The sequence below is a fragment of the Pseudoalteromonas rubra genome (assembly GCF_005887115.1).
Taxonomy (GTDB): Bacteria; Pseudomonadota; Gammaproteobacteria; order Enterobacterales; family Alteromonadaceae; genus Pseudoalteromonas; species Pseudoalteromonas rubra_F.
Genome location: NZ_PNCJ01000009.1, coordinates 134,841 through 157,528 on the forward strand (window position 1 = coordinate 134,841; position 22,688 = coordinate 157,528).

Sequence of the window (22,688 nt, forward strand, 5' to 3'; positions counted from 1 at the left end):
GTAAAGATGAAAAAAATTAGGTTTATATTCCTGCCTGTGGCTCAGGTAGTCTGTCTCCCTTTGGCTGCAAAACAACTCGCCCCTGAAGAGACCGACGAATTACCGAAAGCGCTCGTTGTTGAATGTGTGGGTGATTCTGCACTGAATAAAAAAAGCCGCGAGCAACTGTTAGAGTGCATTGCACACAAGCAAAGAGCACAAGAAATTGAGCGTATTGCAGTCCATGGCGAATATATAGGTTTACAAGTCCCTGAAGTTAACGGCCGTTACGTACTGGATCGTAATTTTCTTGAAAAAACACCACACAATGCAGGTGATATCTCTGAGTTATTGGGGCTGTTACCCGGGGTTATACTGGGAGATGATGCCTATGATGCAGATTTACAAGCTGAAATCGGCGCAAAGCGGGTTTCTATTTCAGGGGGCCAGCCATGGCAAACTGGGTTTTTTCTTGATGGCGTAAACTTTAATAGCCGACAAGACCCCAGTGCATATGATCGCAAAAAATCCACACCAAATGATGTTCAGGGGGCTGTACAGGCTTTTAATGTAAATCAACAAATCGTTGAGTCGATAGATGTATTTACCAATAACATCCCCGCAAACTATGGTGGATTCAGTGGCGGTGTGGTTGAAGTAAATACGCGTGAGGCCGATTCGGGCGCCGCCACATTTGGTGTTAATTACCGTACTTCGCAAAGTGACTGGAACGAGTATCACATCATAGTGACTGAGGAAGATAATGAGGCCTCTAGTGCTTTACCTCTTGCACCTGTGTTCGAGAAAAACGTTTATAATTTAGACTTCAGCACCACAGTCGGCGAACACCATAGTGTGTTGTTCGCAGCCAATTATACCGACAGCAAAATATCGACTATCTCATTAAACGAAACTGTACTCTCAACGCGGGAAACCGCAAACTATCTGGTAAAGTTGACGCAAAAAGATCTGTGGCTGGATAAACTTAGCCTGAGCCTGAACTACTCACCTTATGAGTCTCGGGATGTGAGTAAAAACGTCAAGCATAGCGAATTTACAAGTGAAGGTGGGGGCTACAGTACAACGCTGCTGATGGAGCAAGAAGTTGCCGATATCCTCTTTGCAGGCAAGCTGTCATACGTCTTCAGTGAAAACTCGCGTAAGGCACCGCCGCATTTTTATCCCTGGTACAAAGCAAAAGGGAAAGACTGGGGCGTGGGTGATGCCGCAGAATTTACCCTGTTATCCAGAGAGGGCGGCTATGGCTCACTCTATAAAACTCAAAAGTCACTGAATGGGGATTTTAGCGCTAAGTTTGATGAGTTTTCGGTGATGTCGACTCAGCACTATTTGCAAGCAGGTATTCAATTGCAAAAAGAAGTGATAGACCGAAAACGGCTTGATAGTAGCTTTAGTTACAACTCCCCGATCACCGGAATAAGTCAGCTCAACTGTACGGCTGCATTGTTCGACTGTGTCGAGTTAACCACGAGCATGTCTGTGGCCGAGCTGGAAAAACAGCTTGGTAGCCCACTGGACCTCTCTAACCCTGATCATATTCTGGCTTATAGCGAGATTGTTGACACAGCCCCGCAGTATTTCGCTTTGAGAACCGTTTATCAGCAAGAACACATTGATGTGGATGTGCAAAATATCAGTGCCTATGTCACAGATGACATAGAGTGGAAAGACATCACGCTTCGCGCCGGGCTTCGATATGATTACGACAACTTCCTGAAGAATCACAACCTGGCGCCCAGATTGAGCTTTGGTTATCGGGTAAATGGCCACCAGGATACTATGTTAGTGATGGGGCTGAATCGATATTACGATAGTAATCTTCTGACCTATAAAATCCGTGAGCAGCAGCTACCCAGTTTATTGCAAAGGCGCAGTATTAATTCAGAGGGGGTGGTTGAATTGTGGCAGGACCTGAGCTCTGCCACTGATTACCGATATCGTTTTACTGATGCAGAAACCCCTTACAGTGATGAACTTGTCATAGGCTGGAAACAGGCGACTGACTATGGCAATTTTTCAGTTGAATACGTTAAGCGCTGGAGCAAAAAGCAGTTACGACAACTCAGTGAGCCAGAATACAATCCTGTAGATGGCTATTATTATCGCCAAATGACAAACCAGGGCCATGCTCACAATGAGCGGGTCTCCCTGTCCTGGGCGTGGAATGTGAATGCTCACAGCCTGTGGGCAAATACGACTTATCAACTTTCCCAATATACCAGTAGCACGCAGCTGGAAGATATTGAAACTGCAGCCTTAAATGAGCTGGTATTTTTAAGGACCGAAACGCCAAATAAGGGTTACACCTATACTGAAACGACTAAAAGTAATATCGAGCTTAGAGAAGCTGAGTTTGGTGAGCCATTGTCACTCAATGTGGGCTGGACAGCAAGTTGGACTGAAACACTGACAACCAGCTTAAATACCAGCTACCGACAAAGTTACCATGCAATTTCTGCGCTCGATCTGTCCAGAGAGAGTAGCCAGATTGACAGGCTATGCCCTGTTTGCCAGTCAGATGAATCACTCTTTATTGAGGTGTACCAGGAAACGAAAATCCCGAGCAGGGTTCTGGCCAATTTATCGTTTAACTGGCAGCCGACGATTTTTTCAGAAAAAAGCGTGAAGTTTGGGGTGGATATTCACAACCTGTTTAATAGCAGGACCCACTCGGTCAATTTTGGTACGTCGGGTGTTGAAACGGGTCGTTCAATTTGGTTTTCAGTGGGGATGGAATTGTAGTAGTGAAAAAGTATATGAACAAATTTAGTATGGTCACAGTTTTTATCGGCAGCTTGACCTGGGGGCATGCAAGTGCCAGCTCTGTAGAAAATCAGTTGGCTGAACAATATAAACGTCATCCCAGTTTATGGCCTGCTGTGCAAACGTCGGATGGCCGCAAGGTGGATGATCTGGCGCCATTAAGCAACCTTTTTCCCGATCCGGATATCAAACAAGTCGCGCTTGGAAAGCGTCTGTTCAATGACAAAATTCTGTCCAGAGACGGCTCGGTGAGTTGTGCAAGTTGTCATATAGACGGCAAAACGTTTGCAGATGGGATAGGGCAGGCAAAAGGAATAGACGGCCAGGTTGGCAACAGAAATACGCCAGCGATTATTGGTCTTGATCACTGGACCAGTTTTTTCTGGGATGGCAGAGCAAAAACGGCGTTAGAGCAATCACTAATGCCAATAGAAAACCCAATTGAAATGGACTTGCCGATTGATACGGCTTTGGTAAGGCTAAACCGTGACAGTCGCTATGTTGCCGCGTTTAAGGACACATTTGCAACGAACAAAATTGAGCGCACACATCTGGCTAAAGCGCTCGTTGCTTTTGAGCGCAGCATTGATAAACCCGAATCATTATTTCAGCGCTTTATCTCTGAGGCATATACGGATCCGGAAACAGCCGTCGAGTTGCTTAGCAAGCAGCAACTGGAAGGCATGCATTTGTTCAGGACAAAAGCACAATGCATGACCTGCCACTCTGGTGCGCTGCTCAGCGATAATAAATTCCACGTTACGGGTTTTCATAATTATGGCAGGCGATTTCAGGATTTAGGTCGTTACGAGCACACCAAGGACCCTGCTGATGTAGGTAAATTCCGCACACCGACATTGCTGGCGATTTCAAAGACGGCACCCTGGATGCACAATGGCTTGTTCACCGAGTTCAGGCCAATGATAGAGCAATACAATCGCGGTGGATTTAAACCTAAACCAAGAGGCCGCTTTATAGGTGACAAGATGTTTCCTGTTACTTCTGAGTTGATCCAGCCCACCCATATGACAGATCAAGAGGTGGATAATCTGGTGGAATTTCTAAAAATCCTTTAATAAAGCGGCTTGTATATTATTGAATAGGGTCTGAGGTCGATAACCCCTCTTAGTGTTTGACCAGTGGGGGTTGTCGAACTGCAAGCACAGCGACACATTAAGCTGTGTTAATTTGCAGGTAAGTGGTTTTACTTAACCGAGTCGATAATGACCAGGGGGAAATTAGCTGGTGAGCGAGGCTGCCAGTCATTGAACGTGATATTTTTCACACCAAAAGACATGAGAGCCTGGGGTGAGTAACTCCAGCCCCTGGCTTTATTCGTTTTAGCCTGCTTAACGATATGGGCAGTAAAACCATAGGTGAGTAAAGTATGATCCACCCCCATACTTTGATAAAACGCTTTTTCTCTGGCACTTAATTGCTCTATAACAGCGTCGTAGTGCGCCCGCAGCTCTGCCCATTTTTGTTTACGCTGTTCACCCTGCAAATTGGCAACCATTGCATCAATATCACTGTTTCTCCAGCGGGCTGAACTGGCATCGCCATGCCAGCCAATGACAGCGCCTTTAGCCACTTCTGTTGGCCTGCCGCTGAGCAATATGTAATTTGCGCAAGAAGAAAAACAAAACCCGTTGATTTTTACGCGTAATGCGTGTTTCTGGATGAGTTCAGCCAGGTCAATACCTAACTCTATAGGGCCACCCCCACTCGAAATCACCAAAGTATCAATTGCGCTGTGTGTTTCCAGCAGGAGTTGTACTTGCTTATTGTCAGGTTCATTGAGTGTACCCTGATAGACAATACTATGTTTATTCACACTAATATCGGCAAAACAGGCATTACTGATAAGCAGTGTGGGTAGAATTATTTTATGCATTAATCGGCAAGTTTAAAAACACTCACTATAACACGGAGTCGTTTCTATAGGTGAAAATAACCATAAAAATCAGGCTATTCTGATGTTCAGACGCATTTAAGTCATATAGTCAAAAGTGATCAAAGATAAACAACTTGCCTTTATACACGCGCTTTAACTGAGCAGCTTCTCTGTTGCATGTTTGTACCAAGATTGAGACAGTGAACTTACTCAACATCCAGACAAGGAATGACACCATTGGAATTTTGTTTTCTCGCCGAGCGGCCTGAGTTTAAGCCGCTGGTAGCAACATGGTATTTTGAACAGTGGGGCGCCTTAGTGCCCGATGCCGCTTTGTCTTCGTTTGAAGACAAGCTCACTGAGTATCTGCAAACGGATGCTATCCCTTTAATCGTGCTGTTGATGCAAGATAATGTGCCCATTGGCGCGGCTCAGCTGCGTTATCATGAAATGACCATCTATCCGGATAAAACCCACTGGTTGGGTGGGGTGTATGTTGCCCCCCATGCAAGAGGCAACAAAGTCGCATCGGCACTGGTACAAAAAATCGAGCAGCTTGCAGCCTCTTTTGGCGTCCGGGAGTTGCACTTGCAAACCGAGCAGCAAGACGGCGGGCTGTACAAACGTTTAGGCTGGCAGGCTCAGGAGCGTGTGAATTATCGCGGTGTGAATGTGGTTGTGATGTGCAAGCGTTTACCACATTCGTAACAATTTGGGGGGAGCATGATCACAGGATTGAACCATATCACTATAGCAGTCAGTGATTTACAGCAATCTATAAATTTTTATATGGATGTATTGGGTTTTACCGGTCACGTTAAATGGGAAACGGGTGCATATTTATCAGTCGGTGAGTTGTGGTTTTGTCTGTCGTGCGATACCCCAAGTGCCAACACGGACTATACGCACATTGCTTTTACGGTATCGGATGCCAACTTTTCCGGTTATTGTCAGAAAGTGCTGGCTGCCGGCACAAAACAGTGGAAACAAAATACTAGTGAAGGCAATTCTTTGTACATTCTGGACCCGGACGGACACAAACTGGAATTGCATGCGGGCAATCTTAAGAGCCGTCTGGATGCGCTTAAAGTTCAGCCTTATAAACAGCTGGAGTGGCTTTAACTGATTGTCTGAAAGCGCATTAACAGTGTGACCTTATAACACATCGGGTTTTTATCTGCTTTTATCGCTTATCAAGTGACATCTTTGGCGCACTGCATAACTATGTGGCTCTTATTAAAAAGACAACAATAGGAGGCTGTCCATGCCTTTTGGACTCAAACGTACTTTGCAATGCTCCTTGCTGGCGTTTGCAACATTACCCGTATTGGCGCAGGCAAATGCCGGGCTACAGGCTGAAGATATTTTTGAGCTGGAGTATGCAAGTGACCCACAGATTTCGCCCAATGGTGAGCAAGTCGTGTACGTGCGTAACAGCAACGATGTAATGAAAGACGCCAAAAGACAAAACCTGTGGCTGGTGGATGCTAAAACCGGCGTCCAGTCTCCGTTGTTCTCAGACGAAAACCGCTACTATCAGCCGCGCTGGTCACCCGATGGCAGTAAAATTGCTTTTCTGAGCGATGTGTCTGGCAGCACTCAGGTGCACGTGCATTATATTGCGCAAAACCGCACAGCTTTGCTGACCCAGTTACAGTCTGGGATCAGTGACTTAACCTGGTCGCCAGATGGTAAATGGCTGGCATTTAGCCAGAAAGTAGAAGAAAAGCCGGCAGTCATTGCCAAAATGCCCGCTAAGCCCAAAGGCGCGCAGTGGTCAGAGTCGGCCATTGTGATTGATAAAGCTTACTATCAGGCGGACGGGCGCGGTCTGGTCAAGCCAGGGTATAGACAAATTTTTGTTTTGCCAAGTGAAGGCGGCACGCCTCGTCAGCTGACTTCAGGCAATTATCACCACAGTGGCAAACTGGCCTGGCGCAGTGACTCTAAAGGCATCGTGTTCTCGGCTAACCGCATTGCTGACTGGGAATATAAACGCTTAGAAGGCGATCTGTTTGAGGTTGATTTTGCAGGGAAAATCACGCAATTGACCAATGCACCGGGGCGTGAGCACTCTCCGAGCTTTTCGGAAAATGGCAAACAGCTGGCGTTTTTGAGCTCATCAGGCGAGCTGAATCCGTATCGCAATCACAAACTGAACATTATGAACTGGCAAAGCAAGCAATCTCGCATGATTGCGAAGGACTTTGACCGTTCAATCCAAAACCCAAGCTGGATCGGCAGCGCTTCGCTTGCCATCGCCTATGACGACCACGGTATGCGCAAGCTGGCCACCATTACCACCAAAGGTAAAATCAAAGATCTCACCGATACGCTGTCGGGCACCACGCTGGGCAGGCCTTACCTGAGCGGTCAGTTCAGCGCTAACTTTGATGGTGAAATTGCCTTTACCAAAGGCTCAAGTTCACGTCCTGCGGATGTGGCAGTGACAACCAGTAAAGGTAAAGTGAAGCCGCTGACTGCCCTGAATGAGGATTTACTGGCGCATAAATCACTGGGCAAAGTACACGAAATCACTTATAAATCATCGTTCGATGGTGAACCCATCCAGGGCTGGTATATCACGCCGCCGGATTTTGATCCGAGCAAGAAGTATCCATTATTGATGGAGATCCACGGTGGTCCACACCTGGCCTACGGCCCACACTTCTCGGCCGAGCTGCAGCGCTATGCAGCGCAGGGTTACGTGGTGTTTTACGATAATCACCGGGGCAGTAGCTCATATGGTGAGCGCTTTGCCATGTTGCTGAAATACAAGTACAGCTCAAAAGAAGACTTTGCCGACCACAACTCGGGCGTAGACGCCATGATTGCCAAAGGCTTTATCGACCAGAATAACCTGTTTATCGCCGGTGGATCAGCGGGTGGAATTGCCACGGCGTACGCCATTGGCCTGACTGATCGCTTTAATGCTGCTGTAGTGGTTAAGCCGGTGATCAACTGGTTAAGTAAAGTACTGACGGCCGACAGTGGCCTGGTGCAGATCCCCACTCAGTTCCCGGGAATGCCGTGGGAGCATGTTGACCATTACTGGGAGCGCTCGCCGCTGTCTCTGGTTGGCAATGTCACTACGCCGACTATGCTGATGACGGGCGAAGAAGACTTGCGTACCCCAATGGCTGAAACAGAGCAGTTTTATCAGGCACTAAAACATCGTAAAATTGATTCTGTGCTGGTGAAAATTCCGGGTGCACCCCATGGTATTGCTGGGCGTCCTTCGCGGATGATCAGTAAAATAGAGCACACGCTTGCGTGGTTCGAAAAATATAAAAAATAATAGAAAAGCCGCGCAATGCGGCTTTTTAATGCCTGCTAGTAAAAGTCAAAATAACCCTTCGGTGCGCCTTTATTTTGCACAACAATCCGCGATGAGCTGAAAAAAGCCTGAACAGTGAGAAAAAATGAACGTTTTCCTGAACTGGGTATCTTAACTGCCTGATAACTAATAATTAGAAGGAATTACAAATGAGGCTTATTCAGTATCTTGGTTTACCTCTGGCGATGCTATCTAGTATCAGCAGTGCCAATGAGGCACTTAACAAGCAGGCAGTTGTCAGCACTTTAGTGAATGAAATTGAAAACAGTTATGTTGAAACAGACAAAATTCCCGGCCTGGCAAAGAGCTTGCAGCAACTCACAGATAACCCAGCCTTTCACGGCGCTGTTACTCAGGATGAATTTGCCGCGTTGTTGTCCGCAGAGCTGAAAAAAACCGACCCGCATTTTGGCGTTCAGTGGCGCGATCCGAGCGGTGTTGTGACACAGAAAAAAGCCGAATCCTGGTTCGCCAAACTGGCACGCAACAACTCTGGTTTTAGCAAGGTCGAGATCTTGCCCGGCAACGTCGGGTATATTGATTTCTGGGGTTTTGATAATGTTTCGGATGAATCAAAACGCACCGTGGCAGGGGTAATGACGTTTGTGGCCAATGCGGATGCATTGCTCATTGACCTGAGAAAAAATGGCGGTGGCAGTGGCGAAATGGTGCAGCTGATCAGCAGCTATTTTTTAAAGCCCGGTACACATTTAAATAGCATCTACTGGCGCACCACCAACACCACGCGCGAGTTTTATACCCTAAAAGAGATCGCTGCGAAGGCGAATTTGACCATTCCGTTGTATGTGCTCACGAGCAAGGGAACCTTCTCGGCAGCCGAAGAGTTTGCCTACAACCTGAAACACCTGAGCAGAGCCACGTTGGTGGGGGAAGTTACCAAAGGGGGCGCTAACCCCTGGCAATATTACGAGCTGGGTAACGGTTTTAGGGCTAGTATACCTATTGCCAAGGCTGTCAATCCTGTAACCAAAAGCAACTGGGAAGGCGTCGGCGTGAAGCCGGACATAGTCACGACCAGTGAGACGGCTTTCAATACGGCTTATAAACTGGCGCTCAAAGACGTCGCGAAGGTTGCTGATAACGAATATCAGCAGGCCCAGATTAAAGAAAAAATCGATACTCTGTAACTGTTTCTTCCCGCAAGTGCTTGCCTATTCGTCATGCGAGACAAAAATAGGCGTACATGCGGTAAATCTTGCTATCAAAAAATGCAGCTTTTGACGAAAGTCCCTGTTTTTCAAGTTCACTGTTCACAATATCGTTAGAGTATCTTACTGGTGCTGGAGTTTGTCGATGCTTGCTACACCGTCCAGTCTATGCAAAGGATCCAGGTTAGAAACCGGGTACAAACATGTAGCATTGGAAGTTTCAAAGCCGCATAATGTGGTTTTTTTAACGATGAAGTTCAGGAAGTGTATGAAGTTTTTAAAAGGATTTGCTCTGGTAACTGCCTGCTGGCTGAGTACAGCCGCGGCCGACATTCAACCTGCCAGTATTTACGATAAAGCCCGTGACAGGGCCATTCCGGTTGAGATCACCTACCCGCAATCTCACGCACAATGCAGTGAAAAAGCCCCTTGTCCGGTGGCGTTTCTCGGCGCGGGCTACGGTATGTCGCATACCGATTACACCTTCTTAGCCAAAGTGCTGAATAAGCATGGGTATCTGGTGGTCGCAATCGGGCATGAGTTGCCGGGCGATCCGCCGCTTTCTGTCTCTGGTAATTTGTTTGAAACGCGCAGTGAAAACTGGCAGCGGGGTGCAAAAACACTGGCGTTTCTACACGGTGAATTGCAAAGCAGCATAACTGGGTACGATTTTAATAGTCTAACTTTGGTTGGCCACTCAAATGGGGGCGATATTGCTGCCTGGCTGGGTATTGAAGGTAAGCCTTACATAGAACAGATCATTACGTTAGATCACCGTCGTGTACCACTGCCAAAAACTAAGGACATCAAGGTGCTGTCGATACGTGCCAGCGATTATCCGGCAGACCCGGGCGTGCTGCCCAGCGAGGCGGAGCAAGCCGAATTTGGTGGCTGTGTGGTGACCATCCCCAAAGCGCGCCATGATGATATTGCCGACTTCGGCCCTGTCTGGTTAAAAGACAAGATAGCGCAGCTTGTTCGTCTGCATCTGGGCGGAAAATCTTGCAAACAATTGCGAAAAGCGTAATGGCCTGATAGAAAGTACAGTGACAGTGTGCAAGTCACACTGCCATATTCACACATAAATTATAATAATAAGAGCAGCTTCATATGAAATACTTACTGACCGCCCTGTTTATCCTGGTTCTTATCGGCGGCTGCACGTCAACTTCGCAGTCAGATCCCCAGATAAAAAATGGCTATGTCCAGATGCAATTCGATATTAACGAGCAAGGCAGGCCCGAGAACATCCGTATTATTGAGTCAAGTCACAATGGCTTATTTGACCAAGAAGCCATACGCTCACTAAAAGAATGGAAATATAACCCTAAAATTGAAAATGGCGCACCCGTCAGACAAACCAACCAAAAGGTGCAGCTGGATTTTGATATTAAAAATTAAGCAGACAATTCGTAAACGAGTTTATTTCGTTTTGTTCCGCGCATAGGCAATGCGACGCGCGGTTCTTCGTTTAGCGCCTATTTGGGATTTGACTTTCATCGGGCACAACAATGCAGCAACAGCGGCCAACAGTGGAGTTATTACAGCGCCCAACAAAATCATGTCGACAGACCGTATGGTAAAAGCAAAGACTGATACAAGCATAATGCTCAGGTTCATTGCGCCTGTTATCGTCCATAAAGCGCCTTTGTGAAGATAAAGTAGCGAACCACATAGTTTACAACGGACTTTTGTATCAAAGATAAGATGCGATTTCTGCAGCGGAGAAATCCCATTTTGGGCACAGTCAGGGCACTTCATTCACAATTCCCATTGAGCAAGATGAGTAACATACTACTTTGATTTAACAACAATGGGTATGGGCGCTGACTTACCCCTGCTCAATCTCTGCTAAAAACTGGCTGAGTATTGCTTTGCTTTCAGCCAGTCGCGCGGCTTTCTCATCAACGGCTTTGATTTCGCTATGTAACAGGTTTCTTAGCTCGTCACAGGGTTCAAAAATGGGCCTGTCGCCGCGAATACAGGGCAGGAACTGCAAAATGGTATTGAGTGTCATGCCTGCCGCGCTCAGTAACTGAATACGGGTTAGTGTCTGGATATCGTTCGATGTGTAGTGGCGATAGCCTGAAGGGGAGCGGCTGGGGTGAAGCAAGCCTTGCTCTTCGTAATACCGCAGCATGCGAATGCTGATTCCTGTTTGTTTCGATAATTCGCCGATTTTCATTATGCGTTCTTGACTCTCACAGTGCTGTCAGGGTTTATAGTACTGGCTTCCAAAAAGGGTTTCAAACTGGGAGTTAATTGTATGAAAGAAAACACCTTTACATCGCAGAGTGTGGTCAACGGCACGCTACTTCAGGAGCCACAGATGAGCCAGCTGGCCTTCTCTGGTTTTGCACATTTTACCGCTATGCAGGTACGTGATGGCAGGGTAAAGGGCATGGATCTGCATCTGAACAGGTTACGTCATGCTTCAGTCGAATTGTTTGGTCAGGCATTGTCTGATGCCGAAATCCTGACATCTGTTCGTGCTGCCATCGCTGCGGCGGGCAAGGACTTGTCTTTGACGGTGACCCTGTATTCTGCTCATGGTGAGTTCACCCTAGAAAGTATGAACAGCCAGCCGAATGTACTGGTTCGCACTAGTGAACCTGCGAATGGACCGGGCGGACCGCTGAAACTGCTGGCCACGGAATATAGTCGGCCGTTACCTGAAATTAAACATGTCGGCGAAATCAGTAAAACTTACTATCTTCATAGGGCCGCGCAGCAGGGCTATGATGATGCGGTATTTGTAGATAGCACAGGTTGCCTGAGTGAGGGAACCATCTGGAATCTGGCCTTCTGGGATGGCGAAACAGTAATTTGGCCACAGGCGCCTAAACTACAAGGCACTATGATGAGTGTGCTACAGCGGCAGCTAAGGTTACTTAATACCGAGCAGCGTACCGAGCCGGTCACCTTGAGCCGTCTGCCATCGCTGCGCGGGGCTGTAGTGATGAACTCCTGGACGCCGGGTGTGACGGTGGCAGAAATTTCCGGGCACAGCCTGAGTGAGTCTGAGTCTTTGCGCACGCTGCTTCATCAGGCTTATGAGGCGGAGCCCGCTCAGGTAATCTAGTGCGCTGAGCCCCGTTGCGTAAGCAGTCCGGGGCTCAACGTGATGTGTTTATTCACCGCTCAACTCATCAAGCTGCTGCTCCACGCGCGCCAGCAAAGGTCCAAACCTTTTTTCGGCGGCGCGTTTATTCCAAAAGTAGATCCCCACCATGCCAAACAGCACGATCAGGTAATACAATTGCATGTGCGTATCGAGTTGAATAATCCCTTTGTCATCCATATTGGCGCCCAGCGTGATCAGCATGACACTGACAAAAATGGGTGCAATGTACCACCATACTATGCCTTCCAGGAGTTGCTTTTGCTGAGCAAGCCTTTGCTGTTCCTGATGTAAATATGCCCGGATGCTGTCATCTTTGCAGGGGGAAATACGTCGGGCTTTAAGCAATTTATAAGGGATATACAGGCTCGTCAGGATGGCCAGAACACAGCCTAAAGACTGGACCCAGTTGAAGCTGATTGTGAGGCCGTACAGCCAGACAGGAATAAGCAACAAGGAAATGGAGATTTCCATGAAATCGCGCATTTTAATATCACGCTGATATTTCTTTGTTTTAGTCTTAAGCTCATCGATCTGCAATGCCAGTTTCGCTTCTGAGCTGTTGGTTTCAATTTGCTGTTCAAAGTTGTACTTTAGATCATCCAGTTTCATGACTCGTCTCCTACAAAGTTTTGTTCAAACTCACGTTTAATGCGCTTTATCCGCGAGCGTACCGCGTTGTCGCTTATCCCTAATACGTGTGCAATGTCTTCCGACTTCAGGCCATCCAGATACATCATCAGCACACCGGCATCGATATCACTGAGTGTGTCCATAAATTGATTAAGAATATCGGCCTGACAGCCGGGATGTTCAGCTTGAGGTTGCTGTCCACAGTGCCTCGAAACGGATTGTTTAATGTCATTGTGTTTAATTCGGGTTTTGACAAAGGTGTTGGCCGTATTGAGCGCCACTTTATACACCCAGGTACCGATGGAGGATTGCCCCGAAAAGCTTTCATAGCTGCGCCACAATTGCAGCAGGATCTCCTGATACATATCATCGCGCTCTACGGGGCCGCCATAGCGTGAAGCGATATACCGTATTCGTCCATCGTTTTCAGCGAGCATTTGTTCGAATGAAGGTTGTGTGTTCACTATGTCCCTGCTTTTTGTTGTTGATGTTATTTGGTTAGTAATGCTCAGGACCTGAATGTGTCACAGACTGTCAAAAAAAGTGCAGTGAATCTGAAGTGGGAGAGGCATGCCATAACCCTCAGATATGGGCTATGGCATGTATCCCCGGTGAACACCGGGGAAGTGTTGGTACTACAGTTTGCCCTCAGCCAGGCCAATGATAAAGCCATAACTCAGCGCTATATCGTTGATTTTCTTAAAGCGACCCGATGCACCACCGTGCCCGGCAGACATATCGGTTTTTAACAACAGCGTGTTATCGTCGGTTTTATATTCGCGTAGCTTGGCAACCCATTTGGCGGGTTCAAAGTACTGTACTTGAGAATCATGCAAACCGGTTGTGACTAGCATGTTCGGGTAATTCTGTGCACTGACCTGATCATAGGGTGAATAAGAGCGCATATAGTCAAAATAGACCTTGTCATTCGGGTTACCCCATTCGTCATACTCATTGGTTGTCAGCGGTAATGACTCATCCAGCATGGTATTGATCACGTCCACAAAGGGCACTGCCGAGTGTACGCCGTGATACAGCTCAGGCTCTTGGTTGATCACCGCACCCATTAACAGGCCGCCGGCGCTGCCACCACGAGCATACAAACGTTTTGGATCGCCATAACCTGACTTAGTCAATTCCTTAGTGACGTCGATGAAGTCATTGAAAGTGTTCTTCTTATTGAGCTTTTTACCATCTTCATACCAAGGTCGGCCGAGTGCCTGAGAGCCCCGAATATGGGCAATGGCATAAACAAAGCCCCGGTCCAGCAGGCTCAACGTACTGACACGGAAGTAAGGGTCTCGGGTTGAACCGTACGAACCATAACCATATTGTAGCAGTGGATTGGTACCATCTTTTTTGAACATGGCTTTTTTGTAGACCAGTGTGACGGGGACTTTCACGCCATCTCTGGCTGTAATGAACAGACGCTCGGAAGCGTATTCATCGGCATTGAAATCGCCCAGTACTTTGGTTTGCTTACGCTGCGTTTTTTCCAGCGTGTTCAGGTCGATATCATAGATGGTCTCAGGCGTCGTCATGCTCTCATAGCTCACCCTGACAAAACTGCTACCCAGCTCCCGGTTGCCAGCCATCTCTGCCATATAGGCCGGATCATTGAACGACAGGGTCTTATGTGAGCGAGTTTTTAAGTCCAATACGTTCAGAGTACCGACGCCTTCAACCCGTGATTGATATACCAGGTGAGTGTCAAATAACTCTACGTCTTCCAGCTTCGCCTCAGGGTTGTGGGCTATGATGGTCTTCCATTTACGTTTATCCGACACCTCATCTTTGTGCGCTTTCATAAGCTTAAAGTTGACAGCATTGTCGTTGGTATAGACGAAGTAATAGTCGCCTTGTTTGAGCACATTGTACTCATGCCCTTTGGTTCGAGGCAGCAGGCGATATGGCTTTGCTTGTCCGTTGTTGGCATCTATAACGGATAGACCCTTGGCCTCTGTACTGTGGTGGACGATGTAAATTTCACTGCCGTCTTTGCTTCTTTCCAGATAGGTGTAATAGGTATTGTCTTTTTCTTCATACACCAGCTCATCTTGTGACTGATCCTGGCCCAGTACGTGACGGTACACCTGATAACCGAGTAAGGTCACAGGGTCTTTCTTGATGTAATAAATACTGCGGTTGTCATTGCCCCACTGGATGCTGTCGGATGCGCCCTCTAATTTGTCAGTGTAAATTTCACCCGTTTCAAGGTTTTTCACACTGACTGTATAGATGCGACGACTTAGCGTATCTTCTGCAAAGGCCATAAGCTTGCCGTCTGGGCTCACGCTTAGTGCACCCAGGCCATAGTAAGACTGGCCTTCAGCCCGCTCGTTAGCATCGAAAAGTTGGATCGGTTTGGTGCCATCTGCATTCTTGCTGCGATAGTAAATACGATATTCCTGATCGCCTTTTACTTCACTGAAGTAGTAATAGTCACCGCGTTTGTACGGCACACTGCGGTCATCTTTGGCGATCTTATTTTTGATTTCTTCAAACAAGTCTTTGCGCAGTGACTCAATGGGCGCGAGTTTAGAATCGGCATAGCGGTTTTCCTGCTCAAGATGAGACAGCACTTGCTCTGAGCTACGGGTGTCGTCGCGTAGCCAGTGATAATTATCGACCAGTTTGTAGCCATGGATCTCGGTTACATGAGGTATTTTCTGTGCAACCGGTGGCTGAACCTGTTGTTGAATAGCCTGAGTGTCTGTGCTTTGTGTTGGTGTTGTCTGGCTGCATGCGCTGGCCAGCATAATCGCACCTGCAATGGCGCTGAATTTGAGGGTTGTCATGTCTATCCTTTTTTGACATTCGAGGCGAGCCTCGGTTGGTCAGTCAAATGAGCCGATGCTCAAATGTGTTTAATTTGATTGTTGTCGGATTGTAATCTCATCTTTAACAAAAGTACAAAGGGCCTGAGACAAGTGGGGAGGTTTGACGGGTAGGTGCAATGATTTGGTAAGGGCCAGCTCTTTGGCGAGCTGGCATACCCTGATGTTAGCAGTTTTCGTTTTCTGCATTGAGGTTTTCTTTGGCTTTCTCACACAAGTCTTCAGCCTTGTTCTGTACATCTGTAATGGCCTCGTCTACGCGCTCACCAGCGTCCTCAGCAGGACCATCAGAACAACCTGTCAGACCCAAAATAGTGATAAAAAAAGTGGCCTTAAGTGCAGTAATCATGTGTTTCATATTGTGCTCCTTAAAATTTAATGAAGTAACTTGTGGCTGCTAAGCGTTTGGCTTTTTAATCACAGGCAGCACAAACGACAGCAAAACCAGGGCAATAAAAACAAAGAACAATATTTGTGCAATGCCTGCTGCGGCACCGGCGATACCACTAAAACCCAGAATGGCACTGATCAGTGCAAGTACTAAAAATCCGAGTGACCAACGTAACATGTGAACCTCCTGTTTGTGTTTAATCAGGCAGGGCCTGCGCCCTGCATTACCAAAGGTGCGACCGTGACGCCCTAAGCAGTCAGCTCCTGCAGCGCTTTCATTTCGTTGTGACATGCTTGCATGCGAACCTGGACCTGCCTTAAGTCCTGAACACACTGAGGCGGTAATGCTTGCTCCAGTGCGTCGCTGATCTTGTTAAGCACCTTGTCTTCAACTTCTTCCAGTTGTGCGATGTAAGTGTGAGTCTTGTCGCTGCTCAATCCGCCCAATACCTGAGTATAATGTTCCCTCAGCTTAACCAGACTGTTTGTGTTTGTTTCGCGCTCGCCTTCGTCAATCAGAACGTACGTTTGCAGCGTCGAAATTGCCTGAACCTTTTCCGTGATTATGGTGTTGAAAATGGCACAGATATGCTCGTCGTCCACTTTCTCTTTGGCATCTTTGTAAAATTCAACACCACCATTAAGCACCTTGACTAACTCCTTTAAAGGTTTCATATCGTAGTTTGAATGTGTCATCGTTTAACTCCTTACTTGATTGCTTAAGCTTGTTAGTTGCTTTGACTAATGCATTGCCCGTACCAGATTTAAAGTTATTAAATATCAATATCTTAATGGTTTTATGATAAACGAGCGATGCAAGCTTTACCTTGTGTCTGTAACTTTTACGCTTCACTACTGGGTACTTCTTTCCCACTTTGCTGTTTGTGAGCACGCTGGCGCATATTGACTTGCATGTCCCCCAGATTAGTACCGCCTTTGGCATTAAAATCCAGCGTACGAATAGGAAAGGGAATAAGAATATCGTTTTCTTCCAGGGTTTTGCGGATCGCAATAATGGCTTTGTGGCGCATCTGCATAAAGCCAATCTCACCAGGATAGTCAATCCAGAACCACACCAGCAGGTTGACTGAGCTATCACCAAACCCGCAGGCATAGACATCGGTTTCGTGTTGTTTTATGACGCCATCCAGCTCGTTTATGGCTTCCACAATCACAGATTCGGCCTCCTCGATATCATCGGCATAAGAGATCCCTACTTCTATTTCTATCCGTCGGGTGGCCAGGCGCGAGTAGTTGATCAATTCATTTTTAAACAGGATCTTATTGGGCACTATGGCCAGCTGACCATAAAAGTTCTCAATTAACGTATTGCGCAGGTTAACCCGGCGGACGGTGCCGAAGGTGTCGCCGGCTTCGACCACATCGCCAACCCGGAAAGGTTTGCGAATGCCCATCACCACCCCGGCTATCATGTTTTCGGTCATATCCTGAAAGGCAAAACCGATTGCCAGTCCTATGATGCCGGCACCGGCAAGTAGTGACGCCACCGCTTTTGACAGCCCCATAATATCCAGGGCAAAGAAAAACCCGATCGCAACCAGGATCATACGGCAGATCCCTGCAATCAGCCCGGCTATCTGGTTTGACTCAAACAAGCGTTTAAGCAAGGTCAGCAGCCAGCGAGCAAGAAATTTAGACAGAATCACAAACACAATAAAAATGAGTGTTGCAATGACCAGGTTGGGTAAATTCTTAATTGTCAGTTCGGCCCAGTGGACGAGCTTCTCATTGATCAGCGACCAGAAGTCTTGTGGGGTAAATGTAAATGACATAACGCCTCCTTATTTGTATCTAGTGATAGCAGCAGGGAGCGTGCCATTGGGCTATATGTTTAATTTCAATAGGTTAGTGAAAGTCGCGGAGGCCTGTGTAGAATTTTCCAGTAAATAGTTCCACACCGGTATGTAAAAGATACAGGCAAAAGGCAGAGGGAATTATCTAACCATATGATTTTAAATGGCTAAATCGGTTGGCACGCAAGCTGCACCTGTCAAAGTGAACTCATCCACAAGGAGAATGATTATGAAACGCACAATTCTAACACTTGCTTTTGCTACGGCTTTTTCAACTTCAGCGGTTAACGCTGCTGACAATCAGTGGGAAAAAGAGGCCAGCGACGCCTGGATAGACGGTAAAGCTGAAGCCACTTTATTGTTCAATGGCAACCTGAATTCGTTCGACATCAACACAGATGTGAAAAACGGCGTGGTGGTCCTCACAGGTAAGGTCGACCACAGCGTTGATAAAAAACTGGCAACTGAGCTGTTGATCGGTATTGACGGTGTAAAAGAGGTAGACAACCGCTTGACTGTGGTATCAGAGGACAAAGATAAAGATGACAAAGGCGATGCTGAGTCTGACTTTGTCGATGCCAAAATCGCGACAGTGATTAAAACCCGTCTGCTGTTTGATACTGACATCAGCGGTACCGACATCGATGTTGATGTTGACAATCAAACCGTGACGCTGACCGGTGAAGTTGAATCAGACGCTGAAAAGCAGCTGGTGGTCAATATTGCAGCGAACGCGGACGATGTAAAGCGTGTTAGCAACAAGCTGACCGTTGTTGATGAACGCTCATAGAGCAATACAATTACTCCGTTGACTTTTAGGCACGCTTAGCGTGCCTTTTTTATGCGCTTTGTACAACGGTAGCCAGATCAGGGAGCGACACGGGTTTGAGTAATACCTGATTGATTGGGTAAGAGAGCAGGGCGTCAGGGTCGGGCTCACTGCCGCTCACTACTACCAGGTTGGCTGGGCTTTGGTGCTTGTGCACAGCTGCAGCCAGTGCCAGCCCTGAACCATCGGGCAAGTTCATATCCAGCATCACGATATCAAATGTAGCGCACTTTTCCAGCTCGTGCAGACCTTCAGCGCAACTGCCCGCGACAACGACCTCACACTCCAAAGACTCTAGCAGGATCTTCATTAAATTGCGTGCATCCGGATCGTCTTCAACCAGTAAGATACGCTTTTTTTGAGCACTAGCCATAGCTGGCTCAGTAGAATGGCGCTCCTCAGTTGAGTGCGCCGACAGATAACTTTGCAGGCACGACTCAAGTTGAACAAGGTTAACGGGCTTGGTCAGCGTATCATTGAAACCCAGTGCTTTGAGTGTTGCCAAATTGCTTTTTTGAGCTGCGGCTGTAAGCGAAATAATTGGTGTGGTAATGCCCTGTGCGCGCAATTTAACTATGGCGTCTTTGCCGTTTAATATTGGCATATGCAAGTCCATAAACACCAGGTCAAAGCGGGCATCAGGGTGAGTGAGCAAATCCCATGCAACCTGGCCATTTTCGGCATAGCTGACTTCGGCACCTGTGGCTGTTATGAGTTGCCCCAGCAGTTGGCGAATTTCGGGTAAGTCTTCTACTACCAGCACTTTCCCAGACAAATTCGTTGTCTGACCAGATGGCTGACTGACAGGCGGGTCGAACAAGTCTAACTGACCAAGTCGGCCTGAACATTGACCTGCCCTGATGGTAAAGGTAAAGGTACTGCCACTTCCTACGGTTGACTCAACCTGTAAACTTCCGCCAAGCAGGCGGATCAGTGCGCAGCTTATAGCCAGTCCAAGGCCTGCGCCTTCCTCACTGCGAGTTGTGCTATCTTGTACTTGCTCGAAGGGTTTAAAAATATGTGCCAGTTTATCTTGTGGGATACCAATGCCGGTGTCTACAATCGCAAAACAAAGTTTCTCTTCAGCCGCTGTCTGCACCCGAATTGCAACCTGACCACTTGGCGTGAATTTTATGGCGTTGTATACCAAGTTGATCAACACTTGTTTCAGACGTTTTTCGTCAGATTCAATGCAGGCAGGCAAGTTGTCGTCAGCATGAATAGCGAACTGAATGTTTTTCTTTTCAGCAGCCATAGAAAACAGGTTATGCAGATCGGTAAGCAACGAGGCTAAGCAGATCTCATTAAGCTCCACCTGCAGGCTGTTAGCATTGATTTTTGACAAGTCCAGCACGTCGTTGAGCAGGTTCAGCAAATGCTGACTGTTATTGTGAATGATGGATAATTCGGGTTTGATATTGTCCAGTTCGCTGCGGGTCAGTAGCAGATCGGTATAGCCCATGATGGAAGTAAGAGGGGTGCGTAACTCGTGACTAAGATGCGCCAGAAAGCGATCTTTAGCGCGACTCGTTGCCTGCGCTCGGAGCCGCTCCAGGCGCTCATTTTCAAGCTCCCTGCGGGATAAGGCGTAACGGATAGCGCGGATAAATCGTGGGCTGCTGATCTCGGACTTAAGCAAGAAATCTTGTGCACCCAGTGCCAGTGCATCTGCGTCCAGCACCTCATCGGCCTGGCCTGTGAGCATCATAAACGAGGTATTGATGGGCAGGGCTTTGGCGGCTTCAAGAATGGTCAGGCCGGTATGTCCGCCAAGCTGGTGGTCAAGCAGGCAGAGATCGAACTGATCAGATTCCAGTGCCTGCAGCACGTCATCATGTTCGCTGAGCCAGGTGACATCAAACTGATAATTGGGCACTTGTTGTAAGTAATCCAGTGCCAGTACATAGTCGTCTTCATCGTCCTCTACCAGCAGTAGCTTAACCACCTGCGCATTTTGCATCTGCGTCTCCTAAGGTAATTCGACGATTTCAATCCAATACTTGCCAAGCTGACGCATCAGTTCGACCAGTCCATCGAAGTTCACGGGCTTGGAAATATACGACGCGGCACCGAGATCATAGCCTCTGAGTTTGTCTTCTTCTTCCTTTGAGGTCGTGAGGATCACCACGGGGATTGAGCGCAGTGTTGGATCCGCCTTAATCTTTTGTAGCGCTTCACGACCGTCCATTCGTGGCATGTTGAGATCCAGCAAAATAATGCTGGGCCGCGGATATGCCGTTTTATCTTCAAACGGCGGCTCATTGTTCAGATAAGCTAACAGCTCAACACCATCGTGCACAAAATTTAGATTGTTCAGTACTCGACTTTCTTGCAAGGCATCCTGGGTCAGCAGACGATCGTCTTCATCGTCGTCTGCCATCAAAATATTAATGCGTCTGGTTGATAAGCTACTCATCGGCGGTGTCCTTTAATGTGAGAGTGGAAGCAAGGTCAGGCAACAGGATGCGAAAAGTGGTGCCCTGGCCTTGAATACTGTGCGCACTGATCTGCCCGCCATGACGTTCGACTATGCGTCGGCATACGGCAAGACCAATACCCGTACCTTCATAAGATTTACGGGTATGCAGGCGTTGAAACGGGGTAAATATTTTTTCGCTATATTCGGCGGCAAAGCCAATACCATTGTCGGTGAGATCAATTTCCAGCCAGTCGCATTCAATGTCTTCAAGTAACTTGCTGGGTGCTGTGGTTTTGCTCATGGTTATGGCAATCTGTGGCGGCACGCCCTCGCGGCGGAATTTCATGGCGTTGGATAGCAAATTCAAAAATAATTGGTGGAGCTGGACAGGGTCGCCTTCAATGGTCGGCAAGGGGTCAACCTGAATACGGGCATTGGTGTCGCTGATGGTGATCTCCAGGTCATCCAGTACAGTCTCTACGAGTGGACTAAGTGCGACATCTTCGAACGCTTTTCCTTTGGTCGTTACTCTGGACAAAGAGAGCAGATCGGTGATTAACACTGACATCCGTTTGGCAGCGTTGTCCATTCTGGACAGGTAATCCTTGCCTTTTTCATCAAGCAGCGCTTCGTAATTGGCCTTGATACGATCAGAAAACGCGCGAATTTTTCGTAGCGGCTCTTGTAAGTCATGAGAAGCGATGAATGCAAAGTCTTCGAGCTCGCGATTGCTACGGGTCAGCTCATCTGCGTATAGCTCCAGTGCCTGAGTGCGCTCTTTCACTTTATCTTCGAGTTGCTCATTGTAGCGTTCCAGCTGTTCTTTTGAACGACGAACACTGTGCAGATGTTTAATTAAAAACCCTAAAAACAGGGTGCTGATCAGGGTGCTTAACACCGTGAACCAGATCAGGTTGTCTTTTGCGGTTTCCCGTGCCTGCGTCAGGCGCGCCATCAACAGGTTTCGGATCTCGGTCTCTTCAGTCATGATGGTGGCGTATAGGGTGCGCAAGTCAATCCCGGTACTTCGCACATCGTCCAGCATTCTGTGTGGTTCAAGCTGCTCATTGTCCCTTGCCAGCGCTACACTGGCAGATAAAGACTCAAATTTAATCCGGGCATGCTGAATATAACGTTCCAGGCGTTGCTGCTGAGGAGGGCTTTCCGAGCGGATTGTCTGGGCTTCGCTCAGGCTGTGTTCAAATTTTTTCAGTGCAATTTTATAGGGAGCCAGATCGCTTTCGCGCTGGGAAATGAGATAGCCTCGCTGCCCGGATTCGGCATTAAGAATGTCAATGTGCAATTGATCGACCCTAAGCATGACTTCGCCGGTATTTTGCAGGCTGTGTTGAATTCTGGCGATTTCATCGGTGTTTTTTAATCCCAAAGTGGCCACTAATATGACCCCTGTCAGGATCAACAGCGGGATTAGCCACACCATACTTTGTAGATACCGGGAGTGATTGAATGCGTGCACAGTCG

The 22,688-nt window shown here is 47.6% G+C and carries 22 protein-coding genes; 10 read left to right on the forward strand and 12 right to left on the reverse strand.

Translation table 11 applies throughout. The annotated features are described in order from the left end of the window. The first annotated feature begins 6 nt into the window (after window positions 1-6). On the forward strand, window positions 7-2,742 hold the full coding sequence (locus CWB98_RS06690; RefSeq protein WP_138544147.1) for a TonB-dependent receptor plug domain-containing protein: 2,736 nt from the start codon (window positions 7-9) through the stop codon (window positions 2,740-2,742). Between the two features lie 14 nt (window positions 2,743-2,756). Further along, window positions 2,757-3,839, forward strand: a complete 1,083-nt coding sequence (locus CWB98_RS06695; RefSeq protein ID WP_249364631.1) for a cytochrome-c peroxidase — start codon at window positions 2,757-2,759, stop codon at window positions 3,837-3,839. A 128-nt stretch (window positions 3,840-3,967) separates the two neighbouring features. Here CWB98_RS06695 and CWB98_RS24235 read toward each other — a convergent pair whose 3' ends face one another. Beyond that, entirely contained in the window at window positions 3,968-4,657 is a 690-nt protein-coding gene (locus CWB98_RS24235) for a hypothetical protein (RefSeq protein ID WP_212751126.1), read from the reverse strand. A gap of 237 nt (window positions 4,658-4,894) precedes the next feature. Here CWB98_RS24235 and CWB98_RS06705 point away from each other — a divergent pair, with 237 nt between their 5' ends. The 6 genes from CWB98_RS06705 (at window position 4,895) to CWB98_RS06730 (ending at window position 10,564) form a co-directional block, all read left to right on the forward strand. After that, window positions 4,895-5,365 carry a GNAT family N-acetyltransferase gene (locus CWB98_RS06705; RefSeq protein ID WP_138544148.1) on the forward strand — a complete coding sequence of 157 codons (471 nt, stop codon included), beginning with the start codon at window positions 4,895-4,897 and terminating at the stop codon, window positions 5,363-5,365. 15 nt (window positions 5,366-5,380) lie between these two features. Further along, window positions 5,381-5,779, forward strand: coding sequence for a fosfomycin resistance glutathione transferase (gene fos / locus CWB98_RS06710; RefSeq protein ID WP_138544149.1), 399 nt, complete (start codon window positions 5,381-5,383; stop codon window positions 5,777-5,779). 142 nt (window positions 5,780-5,921) lie between these two features. After that, window positions 5,922-7,955, forward strand: coding sequence for a S9 family peptidase (locus tag CWB98_RS06715; protein WP_138544150.1), 2,034 nt, complete (start codon window positions 5,922-5,924; stop codon window positions 7,953-7,955). Between the two features lie 188 nt (window positions 7,956-8,143). Continuing rightward, the gene (locus CWB98_RS06720; protein WP_138544151.1) at window positions 8,144-9,142 is read left to right on the forward strand and encodes a S41 family peptidase; all 999 of its coding nucleotides are present in this window, start codon (window positions 8,144-8,146) and stop codon (window positions 9,140-9,142) included. Window positions 9,143-9,431: 289 nt separating this feature from the next. Beyond that, window positions 9,432-10,190, forward strand: a complete 759-nt coding sequence (locus tag CWB98_RS06725; RefSeq protein WP_138544152.1) for an alpha/beta hydrolase — start codon at window positions 9,432-9,434, stop codon at window positions 10,188-10,190. 83 nt (window positions 10,191-10,273) lie between these two features. Next, window positions 10,274-10,564 (forward strand): energy transducer TonB, encoded by a 291-nt coding sequence (locus CWB98_RS06730; RefSeq protein ID WP_138544153.1) that lies wholly within the window; start codon window positions 10,274-10,276, stop codon window positions 10,562-10,564. A 430-nt stretch (window positions 10,565-10,994) separates the two neighbouring features. Here CWB98_RS06730 and CWB98_RS06735 read toward each other — a convergent pair whose 3' ends face one another. Next, window positions 10,995-11,348 carry a MerR family transcriptional regulator gene (locus CWB98_RS06735; protein WP_138544154.1) on the reverse strand — a complete coding sequence of 118 codons (354 nt, stop codon included), beginning with the start codon at window positions 11,346-11,348 and terminating at the stop codon, window positions 10,995-10,997. A gap of 81 nt (window positions 11,349-11,429) precedes the next feature. Between CWB98_RS06735 and CWB98_RS06740 the strand changes: the two genes are divergently transcribed. Continuing rightward, window positions 11,430-12,245 (forward strand): aminotransferase class IV family protein, encoded by an 816-nt coding sequence (locus CWB98_RS06740; protein ID WP_138544155.1) that lies wholly within the window; start codon window positions 11,430-11,432, stop codon window positions 12,243-12,245. Between the two features lie 48 nt (window positions 12,246-12,293). Here the strand turns inward: CWB98_RS06740 and CWB98_RS06745 are convergent, their stop codons facing one another. The 7 genes from CWB98_RS06745 to CWB98_RS06775 form a co-directional block, all read right to left on the reverse strand. Further along, a complete protein-coding gene (locus CWB98_RS06745) occupies window positions 12,294-12,896 on the reverse strand; it encodes a hypothetical protein (protein WP_138544156.1) in 603 nt (200 codons plus the stop codon). Beyond that, window positions 12,893-13,381, reverse strand: a complete 489-nt coding sequence (locus tag CWB98_RS06750) for an RNA polymerase sigma factor (RefSeq protein ID WP_138544157.1) — start codon at window positions 13,379-13,381, stop codon at window positions 12,893-12,895. Before CWB98_RS06750 ends, CWB98_RS06745 begins: the two co-directional genes overlap by 4 nt. Window positions 13,382-13,552: 171 nt before the next feature. Further along, window positions 13,553-15,715, reverse strand: coding sequence for a S9 family peptidase (locus CWB98_RS06755; protein ID WP_138544158.1), 2,163 nt, complete (start codon window positions 15,713-15,715; stop codon window positions 13,553-13,555). Between the two features lie 205 nt (window positions 15,716-15,920). Beyond that, window positions 15,921-16,112, reverse strand: a complete 192-nt coding sequence (locus tag CWB98_RS06760; RefSeq protein ID WP_138544159.1) for a hypothetical protein — start codon at window positions 16,110-16,112, stop codon at window positions 15,921-15,923. Window positions 16,113-16,151: 39 nt separating this feature from the next. Next, window positions 16,152-16,322, reverse strand: coding sequence for a DUF1328 domain-containing protein (locus CWB98_RS06765; protein ID WP_082353057.1), 171 nt, complete (start codon window positions 16,320-16,322; stop codon window positions 16,152-16,154). 71 nt (window positions 16,323-16,393) lie between these two features. Further along, complete coding sequence (locus CWB98_RS06770; protein ID WP_138544160.1) at window positions 16,394-16,840, reverse strand: PA2169 family four-helix-bundle protein; 447 nt, start codon at window positions 16,838-16,840, stop codon at window positions 16,394-16,396. Window positions 16,841-16,986: 146 nt separating this feature from the next. Further along, a complete protein-coding gene (locus tag CWB98_RS06775) occupies window positions 16,987-17,937 on the reverse strand; it encodes a mechanosensitive ion channel family protein (protein WP_138544161.1) in 951 nt (316 codons plus the stop codon). 250 nt (window positions 17,938-18,187) lie between these two features. Here CWB98_RS06775 and CWB98_RS06780 point away from each other — a divergent pair, with 250 nt between their 5' ends. After that, complete coding sequence (locus CWB98_RS06780) at window positions 18,188-18,748, forward strand: BON domain-containing protein (RefSeq protein WP_138544162.1); 561 nt, start codon at window positions 18,188-18,190, stop codon at window positions 18,746-18,748. 49 nt (window positions 18,749-18,797) lie between these two features. Here CWB98_RS06780 and CWB98_RS06785 read toward each other — a convergent pair whose 3' ends face one another. From CWB98_RS06785 to CWB98_RS06795, 3 genes are read right to left on the reverse strand one after another with little or no spacing between them, the layout of a single operon-like run. Continuing rightward, complete coding sequence (locus CWB98_RS06785; RefSeq protein WP_138544163.1) at window positions 18,798-20,747, reverse strand: response regulator; 1,950 nt, start codon at window positions 20,745-20,747, stop codon at window positions 18,798-18,800. 9 nt (window positions 20,748-20,756) lie between these two features. Further along, window positions 20,757-21,203 (reverse strand): response regulator, encoded by a 447-nt coding sequence (locus tag CWB98_RS06790; RefSeq protein ID WP_138544164.1) that lies wholly within the window; start codon window positions 21,201-21,203, stop codon window positions 20,757-20,759. Next, window positions 21,196-22,683 carry a sensor histidine kinase gene (locus CWB98_RS06795; RefSeq protein WP_138544165.1) on the reverse strand — a complete coding sequence of 496 codons (1,488 nt, stop codon included), beginning with the start codon at window positions 22,681-22,683 and terminating at the stop codon, window positions 21,196-21,198. Before CWB98_RS06795 ends, CWB98_RS06790 begins: the two co-directional genes overlap by 8 nt. Window positions 22,684-22,688 lie beyond the last annotated feature (5 nt).

Bases quoted from the DNA above. Each gene is read 5' to 3' on its own strand.
- CWB98_RS06690 (WP_138544147.1), top strand. From the start codon at position 7: ATGAAAAAAATTAGGTTTATATTCCTGCCTGTGGCTCAGGTAGTCTGT.
- CWB98_RS06695 (WP_249364631.1), top strand. From the start codon at position 2,757: ATGAACAAATTTAGTATGGTCACAGTTTTTATCGGCAGCTTGACCTGG.
- CWB98_RS24235 (WP_212751126.1), bottom strand. From the start codon at position 4,657: ATGCATAAAATAATTCTACCCACACTGCTTATCAGTAATGCCTGTTTT.
- fos (WP_138544149.1), top strand. From the start codon at position 5,381: ATGATCACAGGATTGAACCATATCACTATAGCAGTCAGTGATTTACAG.
- CWB98_RS06715 (WP_138544150.1), top strand. From the start codon at position 5,922: ATGCCTTTTGGACTCAAACGTACTTTGCAATGCTCCTTGCTGGCGTTT.
- CWB98_RS06720 (WP_138544151.1), top strand. From the start codon at position 8,144: ATGAGGCTTATTCAGTATCTTGGTTTACCTCTGGCGATGCTATCTAGT.
- CWB98_RS06725 (WP_138544152.1), top strand. From the start codon at position 9,432: ATGAAGTTTTTAAAAGGATTTGCTCTGGTAACTGCCTGCTGGCTGAGT.
- CWB98_RS06730 (WP_138544153.1), top strand. From the start codon at position 10,274: ATGAAATACTTACTGACCGCCCTGTTTATCCTGGTTCTTATCGGCGGC.
- CWB98_RS06735 (WP_138544154.1), bottom strand. From the start codon at position 11,348: ATGAAAATCGGCGAATTATCGAAACAAACAGGAATCAGCATTCGCATG.
- CWB98_RS06740 (WP_138544155.1), top strand. From the start codon at position 11,430: ATGAAAGAAAACACCTTTACATCGCAGAGTGTGGTCAACGGCACGCTA.
- CWB98_RS06745 (WP_138544156.1), bottom strand. From the start codon at position 12,896: ATGAAACTGGATGATCTAAAGTACAACTTTGAACAGCAAATTGAAACC.
- CWB98_RS06755 (WP_138544158.1), bottom strand. From the start codon at position 15,715: ATGACAACCCTCAAATTCAGCGCCATTGCAGGTGCGATTATGCTGGCC.
- CWB98_RS06760 (WP_138544159.1), bottom strand. From the start codon at position 16,112: ATGAAACACATGATTACTGCACTTAAGGCCACTTTTTTTATCACTATT.
- CWB98_RS06765 (WP_082353057.1), bottom strand. From the start codon at position 16,322: ATGTTACGTTGGTCACTCGGATTTTTAGTACTTGCACTGATCAGTGCC.
- CWB98_RS06770 (WP_138544160.1), bottom strand. From the start codon at position 16,840: ATGACACATTCAAACTACGATATGAAACCTTTAAAGGAGTTAGTCAAG.
- CWB98_RS06775 (WP_138544161.1), bottom strand. From the start codon at position 17,937: ATGTCATTTACATTTACCCCACAAGACTTCTGGTCGCTGATCAATGAG.
- CWB98_RS06780 (WP_138544162.1), top strand. From the start codon at position 18,188: ATGAAACGCACAATTCTAACACTTGCTTTTGCTACGGCTTTTTCAACT.
- CWB98_RS06785 (WP_138544163.1), bottom strand. From the start codon at position 20,747: ATGCAAAATGCGCAGGTGGTTAAGCTACTGCTGGTAGAGGACGATGAA.
- CWB98_RS06790 (WP_138544164.1), bottom strand. From the start codon at position 21,203: ATGAGTAGCTTATCAACCAGACGCATTAATATTTTGATGGCAGACGAC.